This is a genomic window from Dietzia aurantiaca (assembly GCF_021033825.1).
GTDB lineage: Bacteria > Actinomycetota > Actinomycetes > Mycobacteriales > Mycobacteriaceae > Dietzia > Dietzia aurantiaca.
The window spans coordinates 354,289-373,253 of the sequence record NZ_JAIFXZ010000002.1 but is presented as its reverse complement, the minus strand read 5'-3'; the positions used below and the strand labels follow the sequence as shown (position 1 = coordinate 373,253).

At 70.8% G+C, this 18,965-nt stretch carries 17 protein-coding genes; 6 read left to right on the top strand and 11 right to left on the bottom strand.

Annotated features, from left to right (window positions below):
* Nucleotides 1–3: 3 nt before the first annotated feature.
* Together K3888_RS04310 and K3888_RS04305 are read right to left on the bottom strand one after the other, a co-directional pair.
* On the bottom strand, nucleotides 4–1,623 hold the full coding sequence (locus K3888_RS04310; protein WP_230928987.1) for an ABC-F family ATP-binding cassette domain-containing protein: 1,620 nt from the start codon (nucleotides 1,621–1,623) through the stop codon (nucleotides 4–6).
* A gap of 171 nt (nucleotides 1,624–1,794) precedes the next feature.
* A complete protein-coding gene (locus tag K3888_RS04305; protein ID WP_230928986.1) occupies nucleotides 1,795–2,412 on the bottom strand; it encodes a pyridoxamine 5'-phosphate oxidase family protein in 618 nt (205 codons plus the stop codon).
* 116 nt (nucleotides 2,413–2,528) lie between these two features.
* Here K3888_RS04305 and K3888_RS04300 point away from each other — a divergent pair, with 116 nt between their 5' ends.
* Together K3888_RS04300 and K3888_RS17805 are read left to right on the top strand one after the other, a co-directional pair.
* Nucleotides 2,529–2,735 carry a hypothetical protein gene (locus K3888_RS04300; RefSeq protein WP_230928985.1) on the top strand — a complete coding sequence of 69 codons (207 nt, stop codon included), beginning with the start codon at nucleotides 2,529–2,531 and terminating at the stop codon, nucleotides 2,733–2,735.
* Nucleotides 2,736–2,783: 48 nt separating this feature from the next.
* Nucleotides 2,784–4,520: an FUSC family protein gene (locus K3888_RS17805; RefSeq protein WP_230928984.1), complete on the top strand. Its 1,737-nt coding sequence runs from the start codon at nucleotides 2,784–2,786 to the stop codon at nucleotides 4,518–4,520.
* A gap of 44 nt (nucleotides 4,521–4,564) precedes the next feature.
* Here K3888_RS17805 and K3888_RS04290 read toward each other — a convergent pair whose 3' ends face one another.
* The 3 genes from K3888_RS04290 to K3888_RS04280 all read right to left on the bottom strand — a co-directional run bounded on the left by K3888_RS04290 (nucleotide 4,565) and on the right by K3888_RS04280 (nucleotide 9,101).
* Nucleotides 4,565–6,928 carry an ATP-binding cassette domain-containing protein gene (locus tag K3888_RS04290; protein WP_230928983.1) on the bottom strand — a complete coding sequence of 788 codons (2,364 nt, stop codon included), beginning with the start codon at nucleotides 6,926–6,928 and terminating at the stop codon, nucleotides 4,565–4,567.
* A 107-nt stretch (nucleotides 6,929–7,035) separates the two neighbouring features.
* Nucleotides 7,036–8,748, bottom strand: a complete 1,713-nt coding sequence (locus K3888_RS04285; protein WP_230928982.1) for an alpha/beta hydrolase — start codon at nucleotides 8,746–8,748, stop codon at nucleotides 7,036–7,038.
* Nucleotides 8,745–9,101 carry a hypothetical protein gene (locus K3888_RS04280; RefSeq protein ID WP_230928981.1) on the bottom strand — a complete coding sequence of 119 codons (357 nt, stop codon included), beginning with the start codon at nucleotides 9,099–9,101 and terminating at the stop codon, nucleotides 8,745–8,747. The genes K3888_RS04285 and K3888_RS04280 overlap by 4 nt, the downstream gene beginning before the upstream one ends.
* A gap of 159 nt (nucleotides 9,102–9,260) precedes the next feature.
* Here K3888_RS04280 and K3888_RS04275 point away from each other — a divergent pair, with 159 nt between their 5' ends.
* Nucleotides 9,261–9,605 (top strand): RNA polymerase-binding protein RbpA, encoded by a 345-nt coding sequence (locus tag K3888_RS04275; protein ID WP_230928980.1) that lies wholly within the window; start codon nucleotides 9,261–9,263, stop codon nucleotides 9,603–9,605.
* A 97-nt stretch (nucleotides 9,606–9,702) separates the two neighbouring features.
* Here K3888_RS04275 and K3888_RS04270 read toward each other — a convergent pair whose 3' ends face one another.
* The 3 genes from K3888_RS04270 to K3888_RS04260 are packed head-to-tail and all read right to left on the bottom strand — an operon-like array spanning nucleotide 9,703 to nucleotide 12,992.
* Complete coding sequence (locus K3888_RS04270) at nucleotides 9,703–10,467, bottom strand: polyprenol monophosphomannose synthase (protein ID WP_230929089.1); 765 nt, start codon at nucleotides 10,465–10,467, stop codon at nucleotides 9,703–9,705.
* Between the two features lie 15 nt (nucleotides 10,468–10,482).
* On the bottom strand, nucleotides 10,483–12,081 hold the full coding sequence (gene lnt, locus K3888_RS04265) for an apolipoprotein N-acyltransferase (RefSeq protein ID WP_230928979.1): 1,599 nt from the start codon (nucleotides 12,079–12,081) through the stop codon (nucleotides 10,483–10,485).
* Nucleotides 12,078–12,992, bottom strand: a complete 915-nt coding sequence (locus K3888_RS04260; protein ID WP_230928978.1) for an amidohydrolase — start codon at nucleotides 12,990–12,992, stop codon at nucleotides 12,078–12,080. Before K3888_RS04260 ends, lnt begins: the two co-directional genes overlap by 4 nt.
* Before the next feature lie 74 nt (nucleotides 12,993–13,066).
* Between K3888_RS04260 and K3888_RS04255 the strand changes: the two genes are divergently transcribed.
* Nucleotides 13,067–14,275 (top strand): ferredoxin-like domain-containing protein, encoded by a 1,209-nt coding sequence (locus K3888_RS04255; protein WP_230928977.1) that lies wholly within the window; start codon nucleotides 13,067–13,069, stop codon nucleotides 14,273–14,275.
* Between the two features lie 7 nt (nucleotides 14,276–14,282).
* Here K3888_RS04255 and K3888_RS04250 read toward each other — a convergent pair whose 3' ends face one another.
* Together K3888_RS04250 and dprE2 are read right to left on the bottom strand one after the other, a co-directional pair.
* Nucleotides 14,283–15,542, bottom strand: coding sequence for a cobalt-precorrin-6A reductase (locus K3888_RS04250; protein ID WP_230928976.1), 1,260 nt, complete (start codon nucleotides 15,540–15,542; stop codon nucleotides 14,283–14,285).
* Entirely contained in the window at nucleotides 15,539–16,312 is a 774-nt protein-coding gene (gene dprE2 / locus K3888_RS04245) for a decaprenylphospho-beta-D-erythro-pentofuranosid-2-ulose 2-reductase (RefSeq protein WP_230928975.1), read from the bottom strand. Before dprE2 ends, K3888_RS04250 begins: the two co-directional genes overlap by 4 nt.
* Nucleotides 16,313–16,397: 85 nt before the next feature.
* Between dprE2 and K3888_RS04240 the strand changes: the two genes are divergently transcribed.
* Nucleotides 16,398–16,805 (top strand): PPOX class F420-dependent oxidoreductase, encoded by a 408-nt coding sequence (locus K3888_RS04240; protein ID WP_230928974.1) that lies wholly within the window; start codon nucleotides 16,398–16,400, stop codon nucleotides 16,803–16,805.
* Nucleotides 16,806–16,810: 5 nt separating this feature from the next.
* Here the strand turns inward: K3888_RS04240 and K3888_RS04235 are convergent, their stop codons facing one another.
* Nucleotides 16,811–17,917, bottom strand: a complete 1,107-nt coding sequence (locus tag K3888_RS04235) for a M24 family metallopeptidase (RefSeq protein ID WP_230928973.1) — start codon at nucleotides 17,915–17,917, stop codon at nucleotides 16,811–16,813.
* A gap of 90 nt (nucleotides 17,918–18,007) precedes the next feature.
* Here K3888_RS04235 and K3888_RS04230 point away from each other — a divergent pair, with 90 nt between their 5' ends.
* A complete protein-coding gene (locus K3888_RS04230) occupies nucleotides 18,008–18,937 on the top strand; it encodes a 5'-3' exonuclease (RefSeq protein WP_230928972.1) in 930 nt (309 codons plus the stop codon).
* Nucleotides 18,938–18,965: the final 28 nt, after the last annotated feature.

Genomic DNA, 18,965 nt, shown 5'->3' with positions numbered 1-18,965 from the left:
GCGCTACCTCCGTATCACGAGCGTTGGCCAATCGCTGAGATCGCGAAGCAGTTGCCGGTCGTGAGTGGCTACGGCGACGGCACACGACGCAGTCCTCAGGGCGGCCGTGAGGGCGTCGACCAGGGAGAATGACAGATGATTGGTCGGCTCGTCGAGTATCAGCAGATCTGGTTTCTCCGCGAGGCACAGTGCCAGGTGGAGCCGCCGCTGTTGTCCCTGCGACATGCGCGACACGGGGGTCCCCACCGTGTCGGAGCCGAGTAGTCCGGTGGTCACCAGGCCGGGCGCGGACGTCGCTCCGAGCCGGTCCACGTGGTCGCGATAGATCTCCACCCCGGTCCGGTGCGGATCCCACCCCGGCACCTCCTGGCTGAGGAGCGACACCCGGGCGTCCGGGCGTCGATCCACTCGGCCTGAGTCGGGTTCGATCTCTCCGGTCAGCAGATCCAGCAGGGTGGATTTCCCCACGCCGTTCGGGCCGGTCAGCAGTATTCGGTCGCCGGTATCGATCGACAGGGACACCGCGGCGGTGAGTCGGCCGGTGACCCGCGGCTCGACGCAGGTGAGCACGGCACGTCCGGCGGGCACCGACCATTCCGGCCACAGGAACCGCGCGGGCGGCGGTGGCACGGTCACCCGGTGGCGATCCAGTGCCTCACGTCGCCGGTTGAACGCCTGCACGGCACCGGCGGCCCGTGTCGCCCTCTCGTGCCGACCGTGCCCCTTGGCGGGACGCCACGAATCGTGGAGTCTCCCACGCGCGTCTTCTGCCGCACGACTGAGTCGGTCGTGCTCGTCCACCTGTGCCGCGTGAGTCTGTTCCCATCGCACTCTCTCTCGGCGTCGGCCTTCGATCCAGCCCTCATAACCGCCCCCGTAGAGTCGCGGTACGCCATCCTGGCTCGGGTCCAGGTCCAGAAAGTGGGTCGCGACGTCGCGCAACAGGGCCCTGTCGTGGCTGGCCAGGCCAAGCGCGCCGGGGTGTTCCCGCAGTCGTTCCATCAGGAACGCCAGCCCGGACGCGTCGAGGTGGTTGGTGGGCTCGTCCAGCAGGAGTATGTCGTGTCGGGCGCCGAGGACGCATGCCAGTCGCACCCGGTACCGCTGCCCCACCGACAGCGATGACAGCGGCCGTGTCCGATCCGTGCAGGCGGACAGTCCCTCCAGTGCCACGTCCACGCGGCGGTCGGCGTCCCATGCGTCCAGCAGTATGGCGCGGTCCAGCGCGGATGCGTACGCGTCGTCGGCGCCGGGCCGTCCTTCGACCATCGCGGTGGTGGCACTGTCCAACGCCTGGAGAGCGTTGATGCTGTCGGCGATCTCCAGGTCCACGGCATCTCCGACGGTGCGGCCCTCGGAGATGTCGAGATGCTGTTCCACGGTGCCGACGCTCCCGCGGCGTGTGATGGTGCCGGCATCGGGGCACCGGGCTCCCGCCAGAACCTCGAGCAGGGTGGTCTTGCCCCGCCCGTTCTCCCCCACCACCGCCAGTGCGGTGCCGGCGGACAGGGTCACATCGACCCCGGTGAGGACGGGCCGGCCCCCCAGGGCCACTGAGGCGCCGGTCAGACGGAGGTGGGCGCGGGTGCCCGCGGGAAGATGATTGTTCGGTGTGTCAGGCATGGAGCTCTCTGCAGAGTTCGTCGCGGAGCCGGACAGCACGAATGCGCCGCCCGGCCGGTGGGCCGTCGACGGCGTGCAGAGATCAGAGGTGAAGTGTGGACCCTGCCGCCGTCAGCGGCGGGACCAGGGCTTCAGGGAGTACGCACCGGGATACATGTCGGACACCGTACATCAGTCGGCGCGCCCGTGTCGACGGAGCTCATCAACCCGCGCCTGTAGTTCATCGATATCACGCTGGTACAGGCCGGTGAGTCTGTCGATGTACTCGCGATCCCACCGTGGCGTGATGTGCTTGCTGCAATTGGCGTCCGAGGCAACGAGTTCCACGATGATCGCCCGCTCCACGTGGCCGGTGTAGGTCTTCTCCCCCATCGTGCGCAGTCGCTCGATCAGCGCGGGATCCTGCTCCGGCTCAACGATCCGTGCGTGCCCGAACACCTTGAGCCGGCTGCGCGTGGGGTAGTCGATGAAGAACAGGCACACCCGCCCGTCGGAGTCGATGTCGCCGGTGGACACGTACTGCTGGTTGCCGCGGAACTCCACCCAGGACAGCGTGGTGTCACCGTCGACATGGACGAATCCCGCGGGCCCGCCGCGATGTTGCACATAGGGCCACCCCGTTTCGGTGACCGTGGACAGGAAGAAGTGGTCCGCCCGCCTGATCTGGGCGATGTCCGTGCCCTCGAGCGCGAACTCGCCGGTCTGCTCGGGTCGGTTGACGCCCACGGCGTCCTGCCTCGCGCGTGCGGCGGGGCCGAATGCGATCTCCGGATAACGGTTGGCGGTCATGGCGTCGACACTAACGGCGTCGGCACCGGTCTCGGCAGCCCCGAGACGGAACGCGACGTCAATGAACGTTGACGAGAGGGTGGGGTCAACGTAGATTGACGTCGGGGGTGGTTACGGTGGAAACCGCACTGGGATACGACGACGACGAGGGCGGGCCGGTCGCCCGACTGGCCGCGATCGCGGGAGCCAAGGCAGATCTCGCCCGTGAGGAGGCGGCAGCCGTCCGTCACGCCCGTATTCATGGGATGAGCTGGGCGGAGATCGGACTCGTGCTGGGCGTGAGCAAGCAAGCGCTGCACAAGCGCTTCGGGAAGGTGGGCTGATCACTGTCGAGGACGACGAGGCCGGCGGCGGAGTTCCTCCGGCAACTGGTGACGCTCGCACCGAGCCCGCCGCGGTTGCGGAACGCGATCAAGGCGGGACTGACGGTTCTCCTGTGTCTGTCGGTCCCCACCCTGCTCGGACGACCGGACCTCGGACTGCTGACGGTCACGGGGACCTTCGCGGTCCTGTACGCCCCGGCTGCTCCCCTGCGCCGACGCGCGGTCACGGTGGCGGGGATCGGCCTCGGGCTGATCGGTGCGACGGCCCTGGGGGCGTTCACCGCGGGGTCCGTCGCGTTCTTTGCCGTCTCTGCGATCCTCCTCGCCATGGTGACCGCCGGGCTGTGTCTTGCGCTCCGGGTCGGGCCACCCGGCTCCTACTTCCTCGTCCTGTGCGCGGGAATCGCCTTTCTGCTCGTCGGTGAGCACGGAACCGCGCCCTGGCTCGTGCCGGCGATGACCGCGGTCGGTGCGACCGTCGCGTGGGCGGTGACGATGGCCGAGCTCATCCCCGACCCGCGACGGCCCGAGCGCCTCGCGGTGAAGGCTGCCGCCGATGCGGTGACCGCGTACGCCGCTTCCGAACCGGGGCCGGACGGCCGCCCGCTGCACCGGGCAGCCGCCTATGCCCTCGCGTCCGCGGAGGAAGCAGTCGCCGAAGGGATGTGGACCGCCGACCGGTCGCTCGCCGCCGCGCTGGAGGGTGCGCACCGCGAATACGCCGAGCGCAGTGCTCGGGCGAAGCTGCACGTCGTTCCCGGGGAGGAACTCGGGTGGGATCCCCGCAATCCCGACGCCGGTCGGTGGATCGAGGACGATGCGGGGCATGCGGACGTCGAGATGCCGACGGCGGAGGCCGCCGGACGTGTCGAGAACGCACTCTCCGACGATGAGTTGCGCAGCACGGGCTCGCTGCGACGTCGGCTGGCGGACGGACTGCGGTGGCCGGGTGAGCCGTGGTCGGTGGCGCTCTCCGTAGGAGTGGCCACGGCGATTTCGATACTCGTACTGCTGGCCATCAGTGGACCGGATCAGCCGCACCTGTACTGGGTGGTGGCCTTCTCGGCGCTCGTGCTCCACCAGGGCGGTCCCCGTGTCGCCCGGACCCACCGCGCTCTCCACCGGTTGACGGGGACGGTGCTCGGGCTGGGTCTGTTCCTGTTGCTGACGCTGGTCCATCCCTCGGGGTGGTGGCTGATCGTCCTCATCGTCACGCTGCAGTTCGCCATCGAGCTGCTCGTCACCCGCAACTACGGGCTGGCGGTCACGCTCATCACCCCGCTCGCCCTCCTCGTCGCGACCGGCGGGCAGATGCCGGAGGACCCGTTGGCGCTGACCGGTGAGCGGCTGCTCGACACGGTGATCGGCGTCGTCGTCGCCATCGTCGTCCTGTGGACACTCGGACGTCGAGCGCCCCACCGGGCGGTCCGCGGCGACACCCGTCGCGCTCTCGCAGAGCTCGCGGAGTTCGCCCGCGGCGACGCACAGACCCCGACGGAACCGACACTGGCCTCCGTGCTGCGCGACCTCAACACCAGCACGACCCTCCTGATCGCGGACGGGCACGGCGATTCGGCCGAGGCCCGCACCGCCGAGGCGGTCACCTACGCGGGCTACCTCATGCTCGGCACGCTCGATCGGCAGACCGTCCGCATGTCCGCACCGCGCTGGGTCGCGCTCGCCTCGGCCGAGCTGCCCTCCGGGGTGCGGTCGGTGGGCGCCGAGCACCCGGCGGACGTGGCGATCCGCCGCGAGTGCCGGCGGGCCGGCGCGGCGATCGACTGAGGCTCCGCAGTAACCGGAGGTGACTGGCCGCGGTCCGTGACAGGTTAGGACCGCGACGGCGCCTTCCCCACGTATTCGGCCAGGTGCTCGCCGGTCACGGTCGAGGGGTCGGTGATGAGTTCGGTGGGTGTCCCCTCGAACACGACGCGCCCGCCGTCGTGGCCGGCACCGGGACCGAGATCGATGATCCAGTCCGCGTGCGCCATCACGGCCTGGTGGTGCTCGATCACGATCACGGACTTGCCCGAATCGACCAGCCGGTCGAGCATCCCCAACAAGTTCTGTACGTCGGCGAGGTGCAGACCTGTGGTGGGCTCGTCGAGGACGTACACCTCGGCCTTGTCCGCCATCTGGGCGGCCAGCTTGAGCCGCTGCCGCTCGCCGCCGGACAGTGTCGTGAGGGGCTGGCCGATCGTCACGTACCCCAGCCCCACATCGCGCAGCCGGACGAGGATCTTGTGGGCGGCCGGGATGCGCCCCTCCCCCTGCCCGAAGAACTCCTCGGCGGTGGCCACCGACATCCCCAGGACGTCGGCGATATTCCTTCCACCGAACTCGTAGTCCAGCACCTCCGACTGGAAGCGTTTTCCCTCGCAGTCCTCGCACGTGGTAGCGACACCCGCCATCATCCCGAGATCTGAATAGACCACCCCGGCGCCCTTGCAGGTGGGACACGCGCCGTCCGAGTTGGGGCTGAACAGGGCGGGTTTGACGCCGTTGGCTTTGGCGAAGGCCTTGCGGATCGGCTCGAGCAGCCCGGTGTAGGTGGCGGGGTTGCTCCGGCGGGATCCGCGGATCGCTGTCTGGTCGATCGCCACCACCCCGTCGCGGGGCGAGACCGAGCCGTGGATCAACGAACTCTTGCCCGACCCCGCGACTCCCGTCACCACGCACAGCACGCCGAGCGGGATGTCCACGTCCACCCCGCGGACGTTGTGCGCGGTTGCGCCCCGCACCTCCAGCACACCGGAGGCCGGGCGCACGGCGTCCTTGAGCCTCGCGCGGTCGTCGAGGTGCCGACCGGTGACGGTCTCGCTCGCGCGCAGTCCTTCGACGGAGCCCTCGAAGCAGATCTCACCACCCTCGGAGCCGGCGCCGGGTCCGAGGTCCACCACGTGGTCCGCGATCGCGATGGTCTCCGGCTTGTGCTCCACCACCAGGAGCGTGTTGCCCTTGTCCCGCAGCCGCAGCAACAGGTTGTTCATCCGCTGGATGTCGTGCGGGTGCAGGCCGATCGTCGGCTCGTCGAAGACGTAGGTGACGTCGGTGAGGGCCGACCCGAGGTGGCGGATCATCTTGACCCGCTGCGCCTCGCCACCCGAGAGCGACCCCGCCGGCCGGTCCAACGAGAGGTAGCCGAGACCGATCTCGACGAACGAGTCGAGCGTGTGCTGCAACGACTTCAGCAGCGGGGCGACCGACGGCTCGTCCAGGCCTCGCAGCCACTCCGCGAGGTCGGTGATCTGCATCGACGAGACGTCGGCGATGTTCATCGCGCCGATGCGCGAGGACCGGGCGCCCTCGTTGAGGCGGGTGCCGCCGCAATCCGGGCAGGTGGTGAACACGACCGCGCGCTCGACGAAGGCGCGGATGTGGGGCTGCATCGCCTCGACGTCCTTGGCGAGCATCGACTTCTGGATCTTGGGGATCAGCCCCTCGAAGGTCACGTTGATGCCTTCGGCCTTGATCCTGGTGGGCTCGAGCCGCAGGAGACGGTGCATCTCCTCGTCCGAGAAGTCCTTCACCGGTTTGTCCATATCGAAGTATCCGGAGCCGGCATAGATGCGGCCGTACCAGCCGTCCATCGAGTACCCCGGCACGGTGATCGCGCCCTCGGCGAGCGACTTGGATCGGTCCACCAGGGCGTCGATGTCGAAGTCGGACACGCTGCCCCGGCCCTCACAGCGCACGCACATACCACCGGTGATCGAGAACTCCGCCTTCTCCCGCGTCCCGTCGGCCTTCTTGAGCACCCCCGAGCCGGTGGCCGACGCCACGTTGAACGAGTACGCCTTGGGCCCGCCCAGGTGGGGCTCGGCCAGGCGGCTGAAGAGGATCCGCAGCATCGCGCCCGTGTCCGTGGCGGTCCCCACGGTCGACCTGGGGTCGGACCCCATCCGCTCCTGGTCCACGACGATCGCCGTGGTCAACCCCTCGAGGACGTCCACGTCGGGCCGGGCGAGCGTCGGCATGAAGCCCTGGAGGAAGGCGCTGTAGGTCTCGTTGATCATCCGCTGGGACTCGGCCGCGATGGTGGCGAACACCAGCGAGCTCTTCCCGGAGCCGGACACGCCGGTGAACACGGTCAGGCGCCGCTTGGGCAGCTCGACATCAACCGACCTGAGATTGTTCTCCCGCGCACCGAGGACGCGGATGATGTCGTGGCTGTCTGCGGTGTGGATGCTCATCGCGGTTCTCCTCGTCGGGCCGGTACCCCCGATACGCTAGACCCGGCCGGGCGAGAAGTGGAACAGCCACGCGACCGCAGTCCTGCCATCGCACGGCGCGTCGGACCTCATCCGCGCGCCTGGGTCTCCATCGCCAGGTCGTGAAGGCGGGCGAAGCGACGGAACTCGTCGTCGTCCCAACCTTCTCGGCCGGTGGCCGCCGCCCACCCGTCGAGGATCTGGTGATCGTAGAGATGCCCGTATCCCTGCGATCCTCCGATCGCATTGCCCAGGTCCGCGGTCACCTGGAAGAAGGTGAGGACGGGCATGTAGAACATCCCGGGGTGGCGGCCCTTCCCCGGAGGTTCGGCCAGCCATGCCGGGCGCTCGAACAGCATGTTCGGGGTCCACCACACGACCGGGTCGGTCGCGTGCTGGACGTACAGCACGTGCGGCGGTATCCACGGGGTGTCATCGCTCCGGAACTCGGCCGGATCCTCCGAGAACCGGACCAGAAGCCCGTCCGCGTAGACCGGTTCGGTGACGGGCGACCCCGGGTCCCGTCGTTCGACGAGAGATTTCCAGATGCGGTTGGAGTTGGGCGGCCCCATCCACAGCACGCCGTCGACCGTGTTCCGGATGTCCCGGATCCCGGAAAACGCGGCCTCTCCCGCCTGGGTGCCCAGACTCTCGCCGTAGACGTACAGATTCGGACGGTGTGCATCCGGCGGCAGCGACTCACGCCAGTTCACCACGGCCTCGATGAGCGACAGGCCCGCGGCCTCGGCCTTCTCCCTGTCGGCGAGGAACGAGATCCAGCTCGGTAGGTACGAGTACTGGGTTCCGACGATGGCCACATCGCCCCCACTGAGCAGTTCGATCGCCTGGGCCGCGTGGGGATTGATCCAGCCGGTTCCGGTGGTCGGTACGATCACCACGGAATCGCGCTCCCAGGCCCGCGTGCGGTTGAGCTCCTCCACCACCAGGGCGGAGCGCTCGTCGTCGGTCGCAGCCGATTCGAGGCCCGCGTACAGGCGGATCGGCTCGAGAGCGTCCTCGCCCAGTAGGTCGCTCAACGCCGCCTGGTCGAGTCCACCGCTGATGAAACGCCGGCCCTGCATGCCGAGATCGTCGAAGTCCACGACCGAGCCCGGCCCCCCGGATCGCTCGGGCGTCGTCGGACGCGTCGCGCCCGGTACGCGTTCGTCGTTCTGAACCCCGGAGACCCGGTTGGCCGCCTCGAAGAACAGCCGGGGCACCACTCCGTCGACCACGCCGAAGAGCAGTGCCGCGATCACGACGAAACCGGTGAGTCGGGCGGTGTACTCCCCCAGGTTGAACTGACGGCGGATCGTGCGGACGAACGCCCGGTATGCGGCCCGGATGCCGCGGGCGAGTACGAGCAATCCCACGAACACCGCGAGGGCGATCCAGGGGATGCGCATGTAGTCGGCCCACGGGGGCCGGGGTGACTCCACCAGGTCCGAGACCTGATCCTGCCAGCGTATCGCGGTCGCGGTGGCCGTGATGAGGTACACGACCAGCACATACGGCGCTGACAGGCGGGCGAAGGCCAGTAGGCGATTGCCGAGTGCGTCGAGATCGCGGTGGACCCTGATGCGGGGAGCTGCCAGCCGCTGCCAGAGGGTCCGCAGAGCCACGCCGACGCCGTAGCCCACCGCCATGGAGACCCCGGTGACGATCCCCTGGTAGTGCCATGCGCGAGGCAACAGCGACGGCATGAGCGAGACCCATGCGGCCAGGGCCGCCATCACGAGCCCGGTGACCGAGGGGTGCCACCGGGTCCACCACCCCCGGAGAACTGTGACGATCGTGTTCACCGCAGCCGTTCGGCCCTTCTCGCGGCGGCCACCAGATCGGCGGACATCCGGGCCACCTCGGCCGGGTCCTCACCCTCGGCGATCGCGGTATCCAGGTCCTCACAGGCGCAGCGCAACTGGAACATCCGGTCCATCAGGTCGGCTGACTCCGTCTCGGTGAGCACGACCGTGCCCTCCGGGAGATCCTGCATCAGCAGGGACCGACGCTGCTCATAAGCGCGCTGACGGCACGATCGCCGACAGTACCGACGGCGGCGCCCGGTGCTGCCCTCGTCCACCGGGCGACCGCACCACGCGCACGAGGCCTCGCCCCGCCTGGGCGGGGCCTGCTCTGTCCTGACGTCGGTTTCCACGCATGTCAGGCTACCCACGAGGCCCCCGGGGTAGCACGGGACACGGGGGCGTGGGAACATTTCGGGGTTCTCTTGGCGTTGACAGGAGCAGGTACCACGCAGCGTCTGTGTCGATCCGCGGATATCGACCGAAGACGCGACACGGCAGAAGGAGTTCGCATGGCAGATCGAGTGCTCAGGGGCAGCCGCCTCGGTGCGGTGAGCTACGAGACGGACCGGGACCACGACCTCGCCCCCCGCCGGATGGCCAAGTACCAGACCCCCAACGGGGAGGTGTACGAGGTCCCGTTCGCTGATGACGCGGAGATCCCCGGCGCCTGGATGTGCAAGAACGGTCAGGAGGGCCAGCTCATCGACGGCCCGGCCGTCGAGGTGAAGAAGGGCAAGCCGCCGCGCACCCACTGGGACATGCTGCTCGAGCGCAGGTCCCTCGAGGATCTCGAGGACCTGCTCAAGGAGCGCATGGACCTGCTCAAGAAGCGTCGTCGCGCCGGGTCGCGCTGACGCTCCCGTCGCGCCGAGCCGGAACTCCCCGTCCCTGAAGCCCAGGGACGGGGAGTTCTCTTTTCTGGCTCGCGGGGCGGGCGCGGGCGTCAGGCCGTCAGCGGCCGAGGAGTTCCCTGAGCTGCCGCCGCCGTTTCTGCCAGCCCCAGCGGGCGACGTTGACCGCGGCCTCGCGGAATATCGACTCACTCATCTTGGAGTGCCCGACGGTGCGCTCGGTGAACGTGATGGGCACCTCGACGACCTTGCGTCCGTTGCCCAGCAGACGCCACGTCATGTCGATCTGGAAGCAGTACCCCTTGGACTCGATCGAATCCATGTCGAGCTCGGCGAGGGCGCCGGCGCGGTAGGCCCGGTAACCGGCCGTGATGTCCTTGATGCCCACCCCGAGCATGATGCGCGAGTAGACATTGCCTCCGCGCGAGATGACGTGCCGCTGCCACGGCCAGTTCACGATACTGCCACCGGGCACGTACCGCGATCCGATGGCCAGGTCGGCGCCGGCGTCGACCGCCTCGAGCATGGCGGGGAGCCGCTCCGGCGGGTGGCTGCCGTCGGCGTCCATTTCGACCAGGACCGTGTAGTCGCGGGCCAGGCCCCAACGGAAACCCGCGATGTACGCGGCCCCGAGCCCCTCTTTGCCCTTGCGGTGCAGAACGGTGATGCGGCCGCGCGGGTCCTCGGCGGCCAGCCGGTCAGCGACCTCGCCGGTGCCGTCGGGGCTGTTGTCGTCGGCGATGAGGACCGAGACGTCGGGCGCCGCGGCGAGCAGCCGCTCGACCACGACCGGCAGGGTGTCCCGCTCGTCGTAGGTCGGGATGATCACCAGAGTGCGCTCCGATGGCGCGGTGCTGCCCGGCATCGACGGATCGGTCACTTAGCTCTCCTCGTGGTCGTGTGCGGGCCGGCGTCGGGAGTGGATGACCGCCCAGGCCAGCCCGACGAGCCCGATGAGGCAACACACCACCTGCGGGATGCTGCCCGATCGGGTTGCCACTGTACCGGCCGAACCGATCTCCACCTGCGCCACCAACGCCGCGGGTTCGAAGATCTCCGTCTCCTGCTGAACGGCGCCGTCCGATCCGATCACGGCGCTGACCCCACTGGTCGCGGCGATGAGTACAGGGACGTGATGCTCGACCGCACGAACCCGCGACATCGCCAACTGCTGGTATGTCATCGGTGACCGGCCGAACGTGGCGTTGTTCGTGGGGATGGTGAGCAACTGCGCGCCGTGGGCGACCGGTTCGCGCGCGGCGGAATCGAACGCCACCTCGAAGCAGATGGCCACCCCGATGTCCACCCCGGCGGCGGTCACCACGCCGTCGCCGTCGCCGGGCACGAAATGCCCGGCGGTGCGGGCGATCGGGAACAGCGCCTCGAGAGGCGCGCGCAACGGCAGCCATTCGCCGAACGGTTGGATGTATTTCTTGTCGTGGCGGTCCGCGACCGGGCCCTCGCCGCGGTCGGCTGACCGTCCGTCCCACACCAGGTAGGAGTTCGTCGCCTCCCGCCCCTCGCCGGTCGGCAACACGGTACCGACGAGAATCGGCGCCCCGAGGCGGTGGGACAGTGCCGAGATCTGGTCGGCGGCTCGTCGATCGGCCAGCGGCGAGATGTCGGAGGCGTTCTCCGGCCACATGACCACATCCGGCCTCGGTACCTCACCGGCGTCGACGCGGTCGGCGAGCTCGCCGGTCACACGCAGGTGATTGTCGAGGACGGCGCGTCGCTGGGCGTTGAAGTCCAGCCCGAGGCGCGGAACGTTGCCCTGGATGACCGCCACGTCGAGTGCCTGTGTGGGGTGCTCGTCACCGGGGTCGATCGCGGCGGCGGCGACCAGTCCGGCCGTGACCAGCGGGACCGCGAGGAGCCCGGTGGCGGTCCGCACCGGCCGGTCGCGTCGGAGAAGCAGGACGACGGCAAACCCGAGTGCCGTGCCGAAGGCCGCCACGACGAAGCCCATCAGCGGTGTCCCCCCGAGCGAGGCGAGCGGCAACAGGGGGCCGTCGGCCTGGCCGAACGCCAGCCTCCCCCACGGGAAACCGCCCCACGGCCACGACGAGCGGATCCACTCCCACAGTGACCACCATCCCGCGACGCCGAGCAGAGCAGCAGCTGCTCGTCGGCCGTCGTGGCCGCCGGGGGTCAGCCCTGCGCGCAGGATGACCGCCGCGCCGGCGCCGAACGCCGCCAGGTACAGGGCCTCGACCACGGACAGACCCCAGGCGGCGTAGGCGCCCACGTACAGGCCGACCCACGGCACGAGGAGGAGGAAGAACACCAGGCCGGCGAGGAATCCGACGAGTGCCCCGGTGCGCGCCCGGGGCGCGGTGCCCCGGACCGGAGAGAGGACGACGACGAGAACGGCGATCGCCGGCGGTGCCATCCACCAGAGGCCGACCGGAGGGAACGATGCGGCCAGCAGCGCACCGGAGGCGGCGGCTCCGACCAGTCGGAGCAGAAGCGGGATCACTCCGCCCGGCCGGCGGGTTCGCCGTCCACGACGAGGGCCCGCAGGACGGGGTCCGGGCCGGTGAGGTCGGGCATCGGGGGGACCCCGGATCGCGGATCGGTGGACCAGCGCTGGACGGCGTCGTCGGCCGCGACCACGGCGAGGTCACCGGTCTGCCAGCGGGCGAAGGACGCCGGGGCCCCCGGAGCGAGCGTCCCGGACAGCCCGTCCCGGGCGCCGGCCGCGCGGCGGGCGCCGCGGGTGGTGGCGGTGAACGCGGCCCGGGGCGACAGCCCCCGCCCACCGGGGACTCTGGTCAGGGCACGCAGGGCGTCCCACGGGCGTACTTCGCTGCCGGCGCGGACGGAGGCGGCCAGCGCCACTCCCGAGGCCGCGATCCGGACCAGGTCGAGACCGGTGAGGTCATCGACGAGGGGGCGCAACAGCAGGACCGTGCCGACGGCCGAGAGCGCCGCCAGGTCGTCGTCACTGATCTCGGCCGCGCCGATCAGGATCGGTGTGCACCGCGCCACTGCCGGGCGGCCCAGCTCGTCGGCGAGCCGCGTCAGCTCCCCGGCGAGCCGAGTGGGCTCGGTCCCGGGTTCGAGGACGACCCGCTCCCCCTCGCGCGCCCGGTCCGCGACGGCGTCCGGCCCGTGGGCTGCGGCCAGCCCCGTCAGCAGGATTCCCGACGCCGCCGCGGTGGCCGCGTCGATGGTGGTGTCGGTATCGACCCCGCCGACGACACACTCGACGAACGGCGGAGCGACCCAGTCCCCCGCCAGATCGAGGTGGTGGGCATCGGGGAACAGCGCGGGGCCGGGCGCGTCGGATCCGGCCCAGACGACCTGCCCCTCCTCCCACGCCAGCGCGGTGGCGTCTCGCGAGGCGGGGGTGAGGACGCGGCCTCCGGTGGCGAGAGTTGCAGGCATGATCCGAGTATCCCCGAGCCTCGCCCGCTGCGCGGAACCCGGCCACCCGCAGGGCTGAACTAGGCTCGGGAGCCATGACGGCCCCCGACTCCCCCGCCGGCTCCGCCGACCGATGTCCAGGAGTCCGGCGGGTGCACGCCGCAGCGGACGGCGGACTGGCCCGCCTCCGGTTCCCCGGCGGCCGACTGCAGCCCACGGACTGGGCCGCGCTCGCCCGGATCGCGGCAGACCACGGCAGCGATCTTCACCTCACTTCGCGGGGCAACGTACAGATCCGGGGCGTGCGGGACGAGGCGCTCCTGCAGAAGCGTGTCGCGAAGGCGGGGCTCCTGCCGAGCGCCGCCCACGACCGGGTACGCAACATCCTGGCCTCCCCGATGTCCGGCCGACTCGCCGGACATCATCACCTCGGCGCTCTGCCGGAGCGGCTCGACGCGGAGCTCCTGTCCAGGGACGACATAACGGCACTCAGCGGGCGCTTCCTGTTCGGGTTCGACGACGGCTCGGGTGATGTCCTGGCCCACCGGCCCGACCTGGCGGCCGTCGCCGGACACCCCGACGGGCTCCTCCACCTGCACGTCCGTGGCCGTGACACCGGGATCGGCACCGCGATGGCGGACGCGGCGACCGTCCTCGCGGACGCCGCCGCCGCTTTCGTCCGGAGCGCGGAACGGCAGTGGCGCGTCCCGCCGGTCGGGGAACTGAACGACCTCGTCGTCGTCGCACTGTCCGAGCACCCACTGACCACCGGCCAGGCGGGCACCACCGGCGAGTCCAACTCGGGAGGTCCCGTCGATGAGGCCGGCGACCCCGCCGGCGGCGGCGCCCACACCGCGGCGGTGGAGGTGCCGCCGGTCGGCTGGATCGATACCGACGACGGCCTGGTCACTCTCCTGGCCGTGCTGCCCTTCGGCGTGGTCCCCGCCCGCCTGGCCGAGTTCCTCGGCGCGATCGAGCGGCCCAGCACCATCTCGGCGGAACGCGTGATCGGCCTACACGGTCTGACCGAACACATGGCCGAGCAGGTCGTCCGGGTTCTCGCCCCGATGGGCATGGTCTTCGACGCGGCGTCACCGTGGGTGGATGTGACCGCCTGCACCGGCCTGCCCGGGTGTTCCCGCTCGCACACCGACGTGCGCGCCGACGTCGCCGAATCGGTGCGCGCCGGCACACTACCCGTGATCGGCAGACAGCACTGGGTGGGTTGCGAACGGGCCTGCGGTGACACCGGGGCGGGTGAGCGCGTCACGGCGTCGCCGAGCGGCTACCACGTGGGTCGGTAGGCGCGGGTCAGCGCGAGCCGAAGCGTTCGACGAGCCAGCGGGCCGCATCCTCGATCCGGTGAACGGTCTCGGGGGCGGGCGGGGCGTCGGCGGTCGTGGTGGTGCTGCGCGGCCGGTCGACCATCACCACCGGGATGCGCAGGGCCCGCGCCGCCTCCAGCTTGGCCGCAGATGCGCGGCCGCCGCTGTTTCGGGTGACCAGCACGTCGATCCGGTGCCGCGACATGAGCGTGCGCTCGGACTCGACGCCGAACGGCCCGCGGTCCAGGACGAGTAGGTAGCGGTCCGGCAGCGGGCCGGGCGGTGGTTCGGAGCACCTGATGAGGTACGAACCGCGGGTGTCGTCGGCGAACGACGATGCCCCGAGCTTGCCGACGGTGAGCATGGGGCGACGGAACCGTTCCCGCACCACCGCGACCGCGCCCTGCACGTCCGGGACGTGGATCCACTCGTGGCCCCCGGTCTCCGACCATCCAGGACGCTCCAACCGCAGCAGCGGGACCGCGGTCGCTGCGGCGGCGTGGAGAGCGTCGACCGAGATCTGCTCCGCGAACGGGTCGGTCGCATCGATCACCGCGCTCACGGAGTTCTCCCGCAGCCAGTGCGCGAGTCCCTCGGCGCCGCCGAACTCGCCGATCCGTACCTCGCCGCGGGGAAGCCGGGGGCGGGCCACCTTCCCGGCCAGGGCGGTCACCACCTCGAGCCCCGCGGTGACGAGCAGTTCTGCGAGATCGCGGGCCTCACCGGTGCCGCCCAGTACGAGGATGAGGCCGGGCCCGCCGACGGGTAGCCCCGATGCAGCAGCTCCACCGGCCGGCCGGGCGGCCCTCGTGTGGTCGCCGGCCGCGTCTGCGCGCGATGCCCCGAGGGCCGTGGGGAAACCGGGATGCGGAATCCCGGGCACGACCTCCCAGGAGACCCCGGCAGTGTCCAGAGCTTCCGTCAGCTGCGAGGCCTCGTCATGCTGATCGGGAGTCCCGGCGAACAGGCACGCGACACGGTCACCGCGCTCGAGAGCGGTCCGGATCTCGTCGAGCGCCCGGGTGTCCGAGAGCCCGGAGCCGTCCACGACCCTCGCGGTGGGCGGCATTAGGGACATGGCCTCCCGGGGCACGAGGCCGTGGGCGTAGAGGCAGGTCCCGCTCATCGCGATCAGGCGTGAGGCCCGTACCGTTAGCAGGTCGACAGGGCCGGGTCCCACCCCGACGAGGTGCACCTGCGCGGGCTCGCCGGACGCGGGCCCTCCCGGGCGGTCCGGGCGGCTCACCGGGGCATCCGTCGCCAGACCGGCTGGGGTACGAGACGGGCGACGGCGAACATCACCCGCAGCTGCCACGGTATCCACACGACACCCGCGCGGCGCGCGAGAACGCGGGCGACCACGGCGTCCGCCACCTCGTCCGGGGTCGAGGAGAACGGTGCGGGATCCATCCCCGTGGTCATGCGACCGATCACGAAGCCCGGCCGCGGGATCACCAGGGTGACGCCGGTGCCGTGCAGAGCGTCGGCCATCCCGGACGCGAAGCCATCCAGCCCCGCTTTGGCCGACCCGTACACGTAGTTGGCGCGCCGGACGCGCTGCCCGGCGACCGACGAGAACGCCACGAGCACGCCCTGCCCGCGGGACTTCATCCGCTCGGCCAGCGTCGTCAACAGTGCGGCCTGGGCCACGAAGTCGGTGTGGAGGATCTGCGCGGCGGCCTCGGCGTCCCGCTCGGCGACCTCCTGGTCACCGAGGATGCCGAATGCGAGGACCGCGATGTCGACGGGGCCGACCCGGGACTCGATCCGGTCGACCACCGCGGTATGGGAGCTGATGTCGTCGGCGTCGAAGTCGATGGTCTCGACCGCGGCAGCGCCCGCCGCCTCGAGCGGAGCGGCAAGCGTCGAGACGTCGCCGCCCGGCCTGGACGCCAGCACGACGGTACGACCGGGCGCGAGGCGGTGCGCCACGGCCAATCCGATCTCGCTGCGGCCGCCGAAGATGACGACGACCTCGCCACCGGGCCGGGAGGACGACGATGCGGGTGTGGGCATGTGCTCAGTGTTTCACGCAGGCCCGCGCCGGCGGGCCTCACGGCCCACCTCGGCGATTCCTGACAGCTGTGGCAGTCTCGAGCGCATGGCCCGCACCCTGACCGAGCTGTCCGACGAGGCTCACCAGTTCCTGTCGACCTACCATCTGGGCACACTGACCACCCTCCGTGCCGACGGGTCCCCGCACGTCGTGGCCGTGGGCTTCACGATCGATACCGAGGGCGGGCTCGCCCGGGTGATCACCAGGCGCGGGTCACAGAAGGCGCGCAATGCCGAGCGGGGCGGCCGCGCGGCGGTGTCCCACGTCGACGGCGGCCGCTGGCTGACCTTCGAGGGTCCGGTCCGGCTGCTGACAGACGCCGACGCGGTTCACGAAGGCGAGCGCCGCTACGCACTACGGTACCGGGAGCCGCGCCCGAACCCCGAGCGCGTGGTGGTCGCGATCGAGGTCGACCGCGTGCTCGGATCCGCCCGGATGTTCACCGACGCCTAGTCCCTCTACAGGACCCGGAGGCCCCGCTCGCCGTTGTTGAGATCGCGACGGCCGTCCGCGGTCACCGCGACGATGTCCTCCAGCCGCGCACCCCAGTGCCCGTCCAGGTAGATACCCGGCTCGACGGAGAAGGTCATCCCCTCGGCCAGCACGGTGTCCGCACCGGGCGCCACGAACGGCGGCTCGTGCAGCCCGAGCCCGATCCCGTGACCGGTGCGGTGGATGAACCGCTCCCCCAGCCCGGTCGCCGCCAGGTACTCACGTGCCGCCGCGTCGACCTCGCCGATGGCCACCCCGGGCCGCACGGCCTCGCGTGCCAGTCGCTGCGCCTCCTGCAACGCGGCGTAGTCCCGGGCGACCTGCCCGGACGGCTCGCCCATCGAATAGGTGCGGGTGCAGTCGGAGTGGTAGCCGCTGGGCAGCGGCCCGCCGATGTCGACCACGACGACGTCGCCCGCCTGTACCACACGGTCGGAGACCCCGTGGTGCGGGTTCGCACCGTGCGGGCCGGAGCCGACGATCACGAACTCGGCGTGCGTGAGCCCCACCGCCTCGATGGCGGCCGTGATGAGTTCACCGACCTCCGACTCGGTCCGTCCCACCTGCAGGAACTCGCCCATTCGCTCGTGCACGGCATCGATGCGGCGGGCGGCCTCGGCGAGCTCGCCCACCTCGTGCGCGTTCTTGACGGCCCGGACGTGATCGATCACGTCCGAGGCCAGCACCACCTCGCCGTCGACGCCCTGCTGTAGCGGCACCAGGTGCAACGCCGGCATGGCGGTCGACACCGACACCCGTCCGGACACCATCCCCGCGACCAACGCCACTGCGTCCGTCCCGTCCGCCCACGGGTGCACGGTCGCGCCGACCTGCTCGGCGGCACGGCGGACCGGATCGGTGAGCTCGAGTGACGGCAGGATCAGCAGCGGCGCGTCACCCGCCGCGGGGATCACCAGCGCGGTGAGCCGCTCGTGGGACTCCATCCGTAGACCTGTCAGGTAGGCCATGTCCTCCCCGGAATAGACCACCACGTGGTCGATCCCGATCTCCCGCGCGCGGGCGCGGACGGCGTCGAGGCGGTTCGGGTAGAGATCCGGGGCGTCGGCATTCATGTCCCCCAGAGTAGGCCGAGCCGCGCATCGCCCGCCCCCGTCGGCGGCTAGCCTGGCGGGGTGGTCCAGACCAGATCTCCAGGAGGCGCGATGTCCCAGGGTCCGTTGATGGTTCTCGACAGCGCCGGACTGTGGTTCCGGGCGTTCCACTCGGTCCCGGAGAAGATCACCGGCCCCGACGGCGCCCCGGCCAACGCGGTGCGTGGGTTCTGCGACATGGTGGCGGTTCTGGTCGAGGAGTACTCGCCGAGCGGCCTCGTGGCCGCGCTGGACCGTCAGTGGCGGCCGGATTGGCGTGTGGAGTTGTTGCCGTCGTACAAGGCGCATCGTGTCGGCGACGACGGCGAGGAGGACGCCCCCGCCTCGTTGGCGCCGCAGGTGAATTCGATCCGTGCGGTCCTGTCCGCGGCGGGCATCACCCAGGCGTGGGCCGAGGATGCGGAGGCCGACGACGTGCTCGCCGAGCTCTCCGCCCGCGATCGAGAGGTACTGGTCGTCACCGGCGACCGTGATCTGTTCCAGCTCGCATCGCCGTCCACCACGGTGGTGTACGTGGGCGCCGGGATGAAGAAGCGGCGGGCGTACACGCCGGCGGTGGTGGCCGAGCGCTTCGATCTACCCGAGGCCGCCGATGCCGGCGTGTACGCCGACTACGCGGTGTTGGTGGGGGACGCCTCGGACGGGCTGCCCGGTGTGGCGGGCGTCGGTGCCAAGACCGCGGCTACGCTGCTGCGCGAGTACGGCGATCTCGACGGGATCGTGGCCGCGGCGACGGACCCGGGATCGGGGTTGACCGCGCGCCAGCGTAGCTCCGTCCTGGCGGGCGCCGACTATCTCGACGCGGCCCGCGGGGTGGTCCGTCTCGGCGGGCGGGTCTTCGAGCTGGAGTTCGACGGCGACACCGACGGCCGACGCGGTCCGGTCGACGATGGGCGACTCGACGAGCTCGGCCGGGCGATCGGGCAGGCCCGGGCGATCGGCCGGCTGGTCGAGGCGACGGCGACGCTGGAAGAGGCCTGAACCCGTCCCTCCCCCGATATTCCCCCGC

Excerpts from the sequence above, each read along its gene's own strand:
- K3888_RS04270 (WP_230929089.1), bottom strand. The coding sequence starts at position 10,467 with ATGCCGGGCAGCACCGCGCCATCGGAGCGCACTCTGGTGATCATCCCG.
- K3888_RS04255 (WP_230928977.1), top strand. The coding sequence starts at position 13,067 with ATGACGGCCCCCGACTCCCCCGCCGGCTCCGCCGACCGATGTCCAGGA.
- K3888_RS04235 (WP_230928973.1), bottom strand. The coding sequence starts at position 17,917 with ATGAATGCCGACGCCCCGGATCTCTACCCGAACCGCCTCGACGCCGTC.
- K3888_RS04275 (WP_230928980.1), top strand. The coding sequence starts at position 9,261 with ATGGCAGATCGAGTGCTCAGGGGCAGCCGCCTCGGTGCGGTGAGCTAC.
- K3888_RS04290 (WP_230928983.1), bottom strand. The coding sequence starts at position 6,928 with ATGAGCATCCACACCGCAGACAGCCACGACATCATCCGCGTCCTCGGT.
- K3888_RS04230 (WP_230928972.1), top strand. The coding sequence starts at position 18,008 with ATGTCCCAGGGTCCGTTGATGGTTCTCGACAGCGCCGGACTGTGGTTC.
- K3888_RS04310 (WP_230928987.1), bottom strand. The coding sequence starts at position 1,623 with ATGCCTGACACACCGAACAATCATCTTCCCGCGGGCACCCGCGCCCAC.
- dprE2 (WP_230928975.1), bottom strand. The coding sequence starts at position 16,312 with ATGCCCACACCCGCATCGTCGTCCTCCCGGCCCGGTGGCGAGGTCGTC.
- K3888_RS04260 (WP_230928978.1), bottom strand. The coding sequence starts at position 12,992 with ATGCCTGCAACTCTCGCCACCGGAGGCCGCGTCCTCACCCCCGCCTCG.
- K3888_RS04240 (WP_230928974.1), top strand. The coding sequence starts at position 16,398 with ATGGCCCGCACCCTGACCGAGCTGTCCGACGAGGCTCACCAGTTCCTG.
- K3888_RS04305 (WP_230928986.1), bottom strand. The coding sequence starts at position 2,412 with ATGACCGCCAACCGTTATCCGGAGATCGCATTCGGCCCCGCCGCACGC.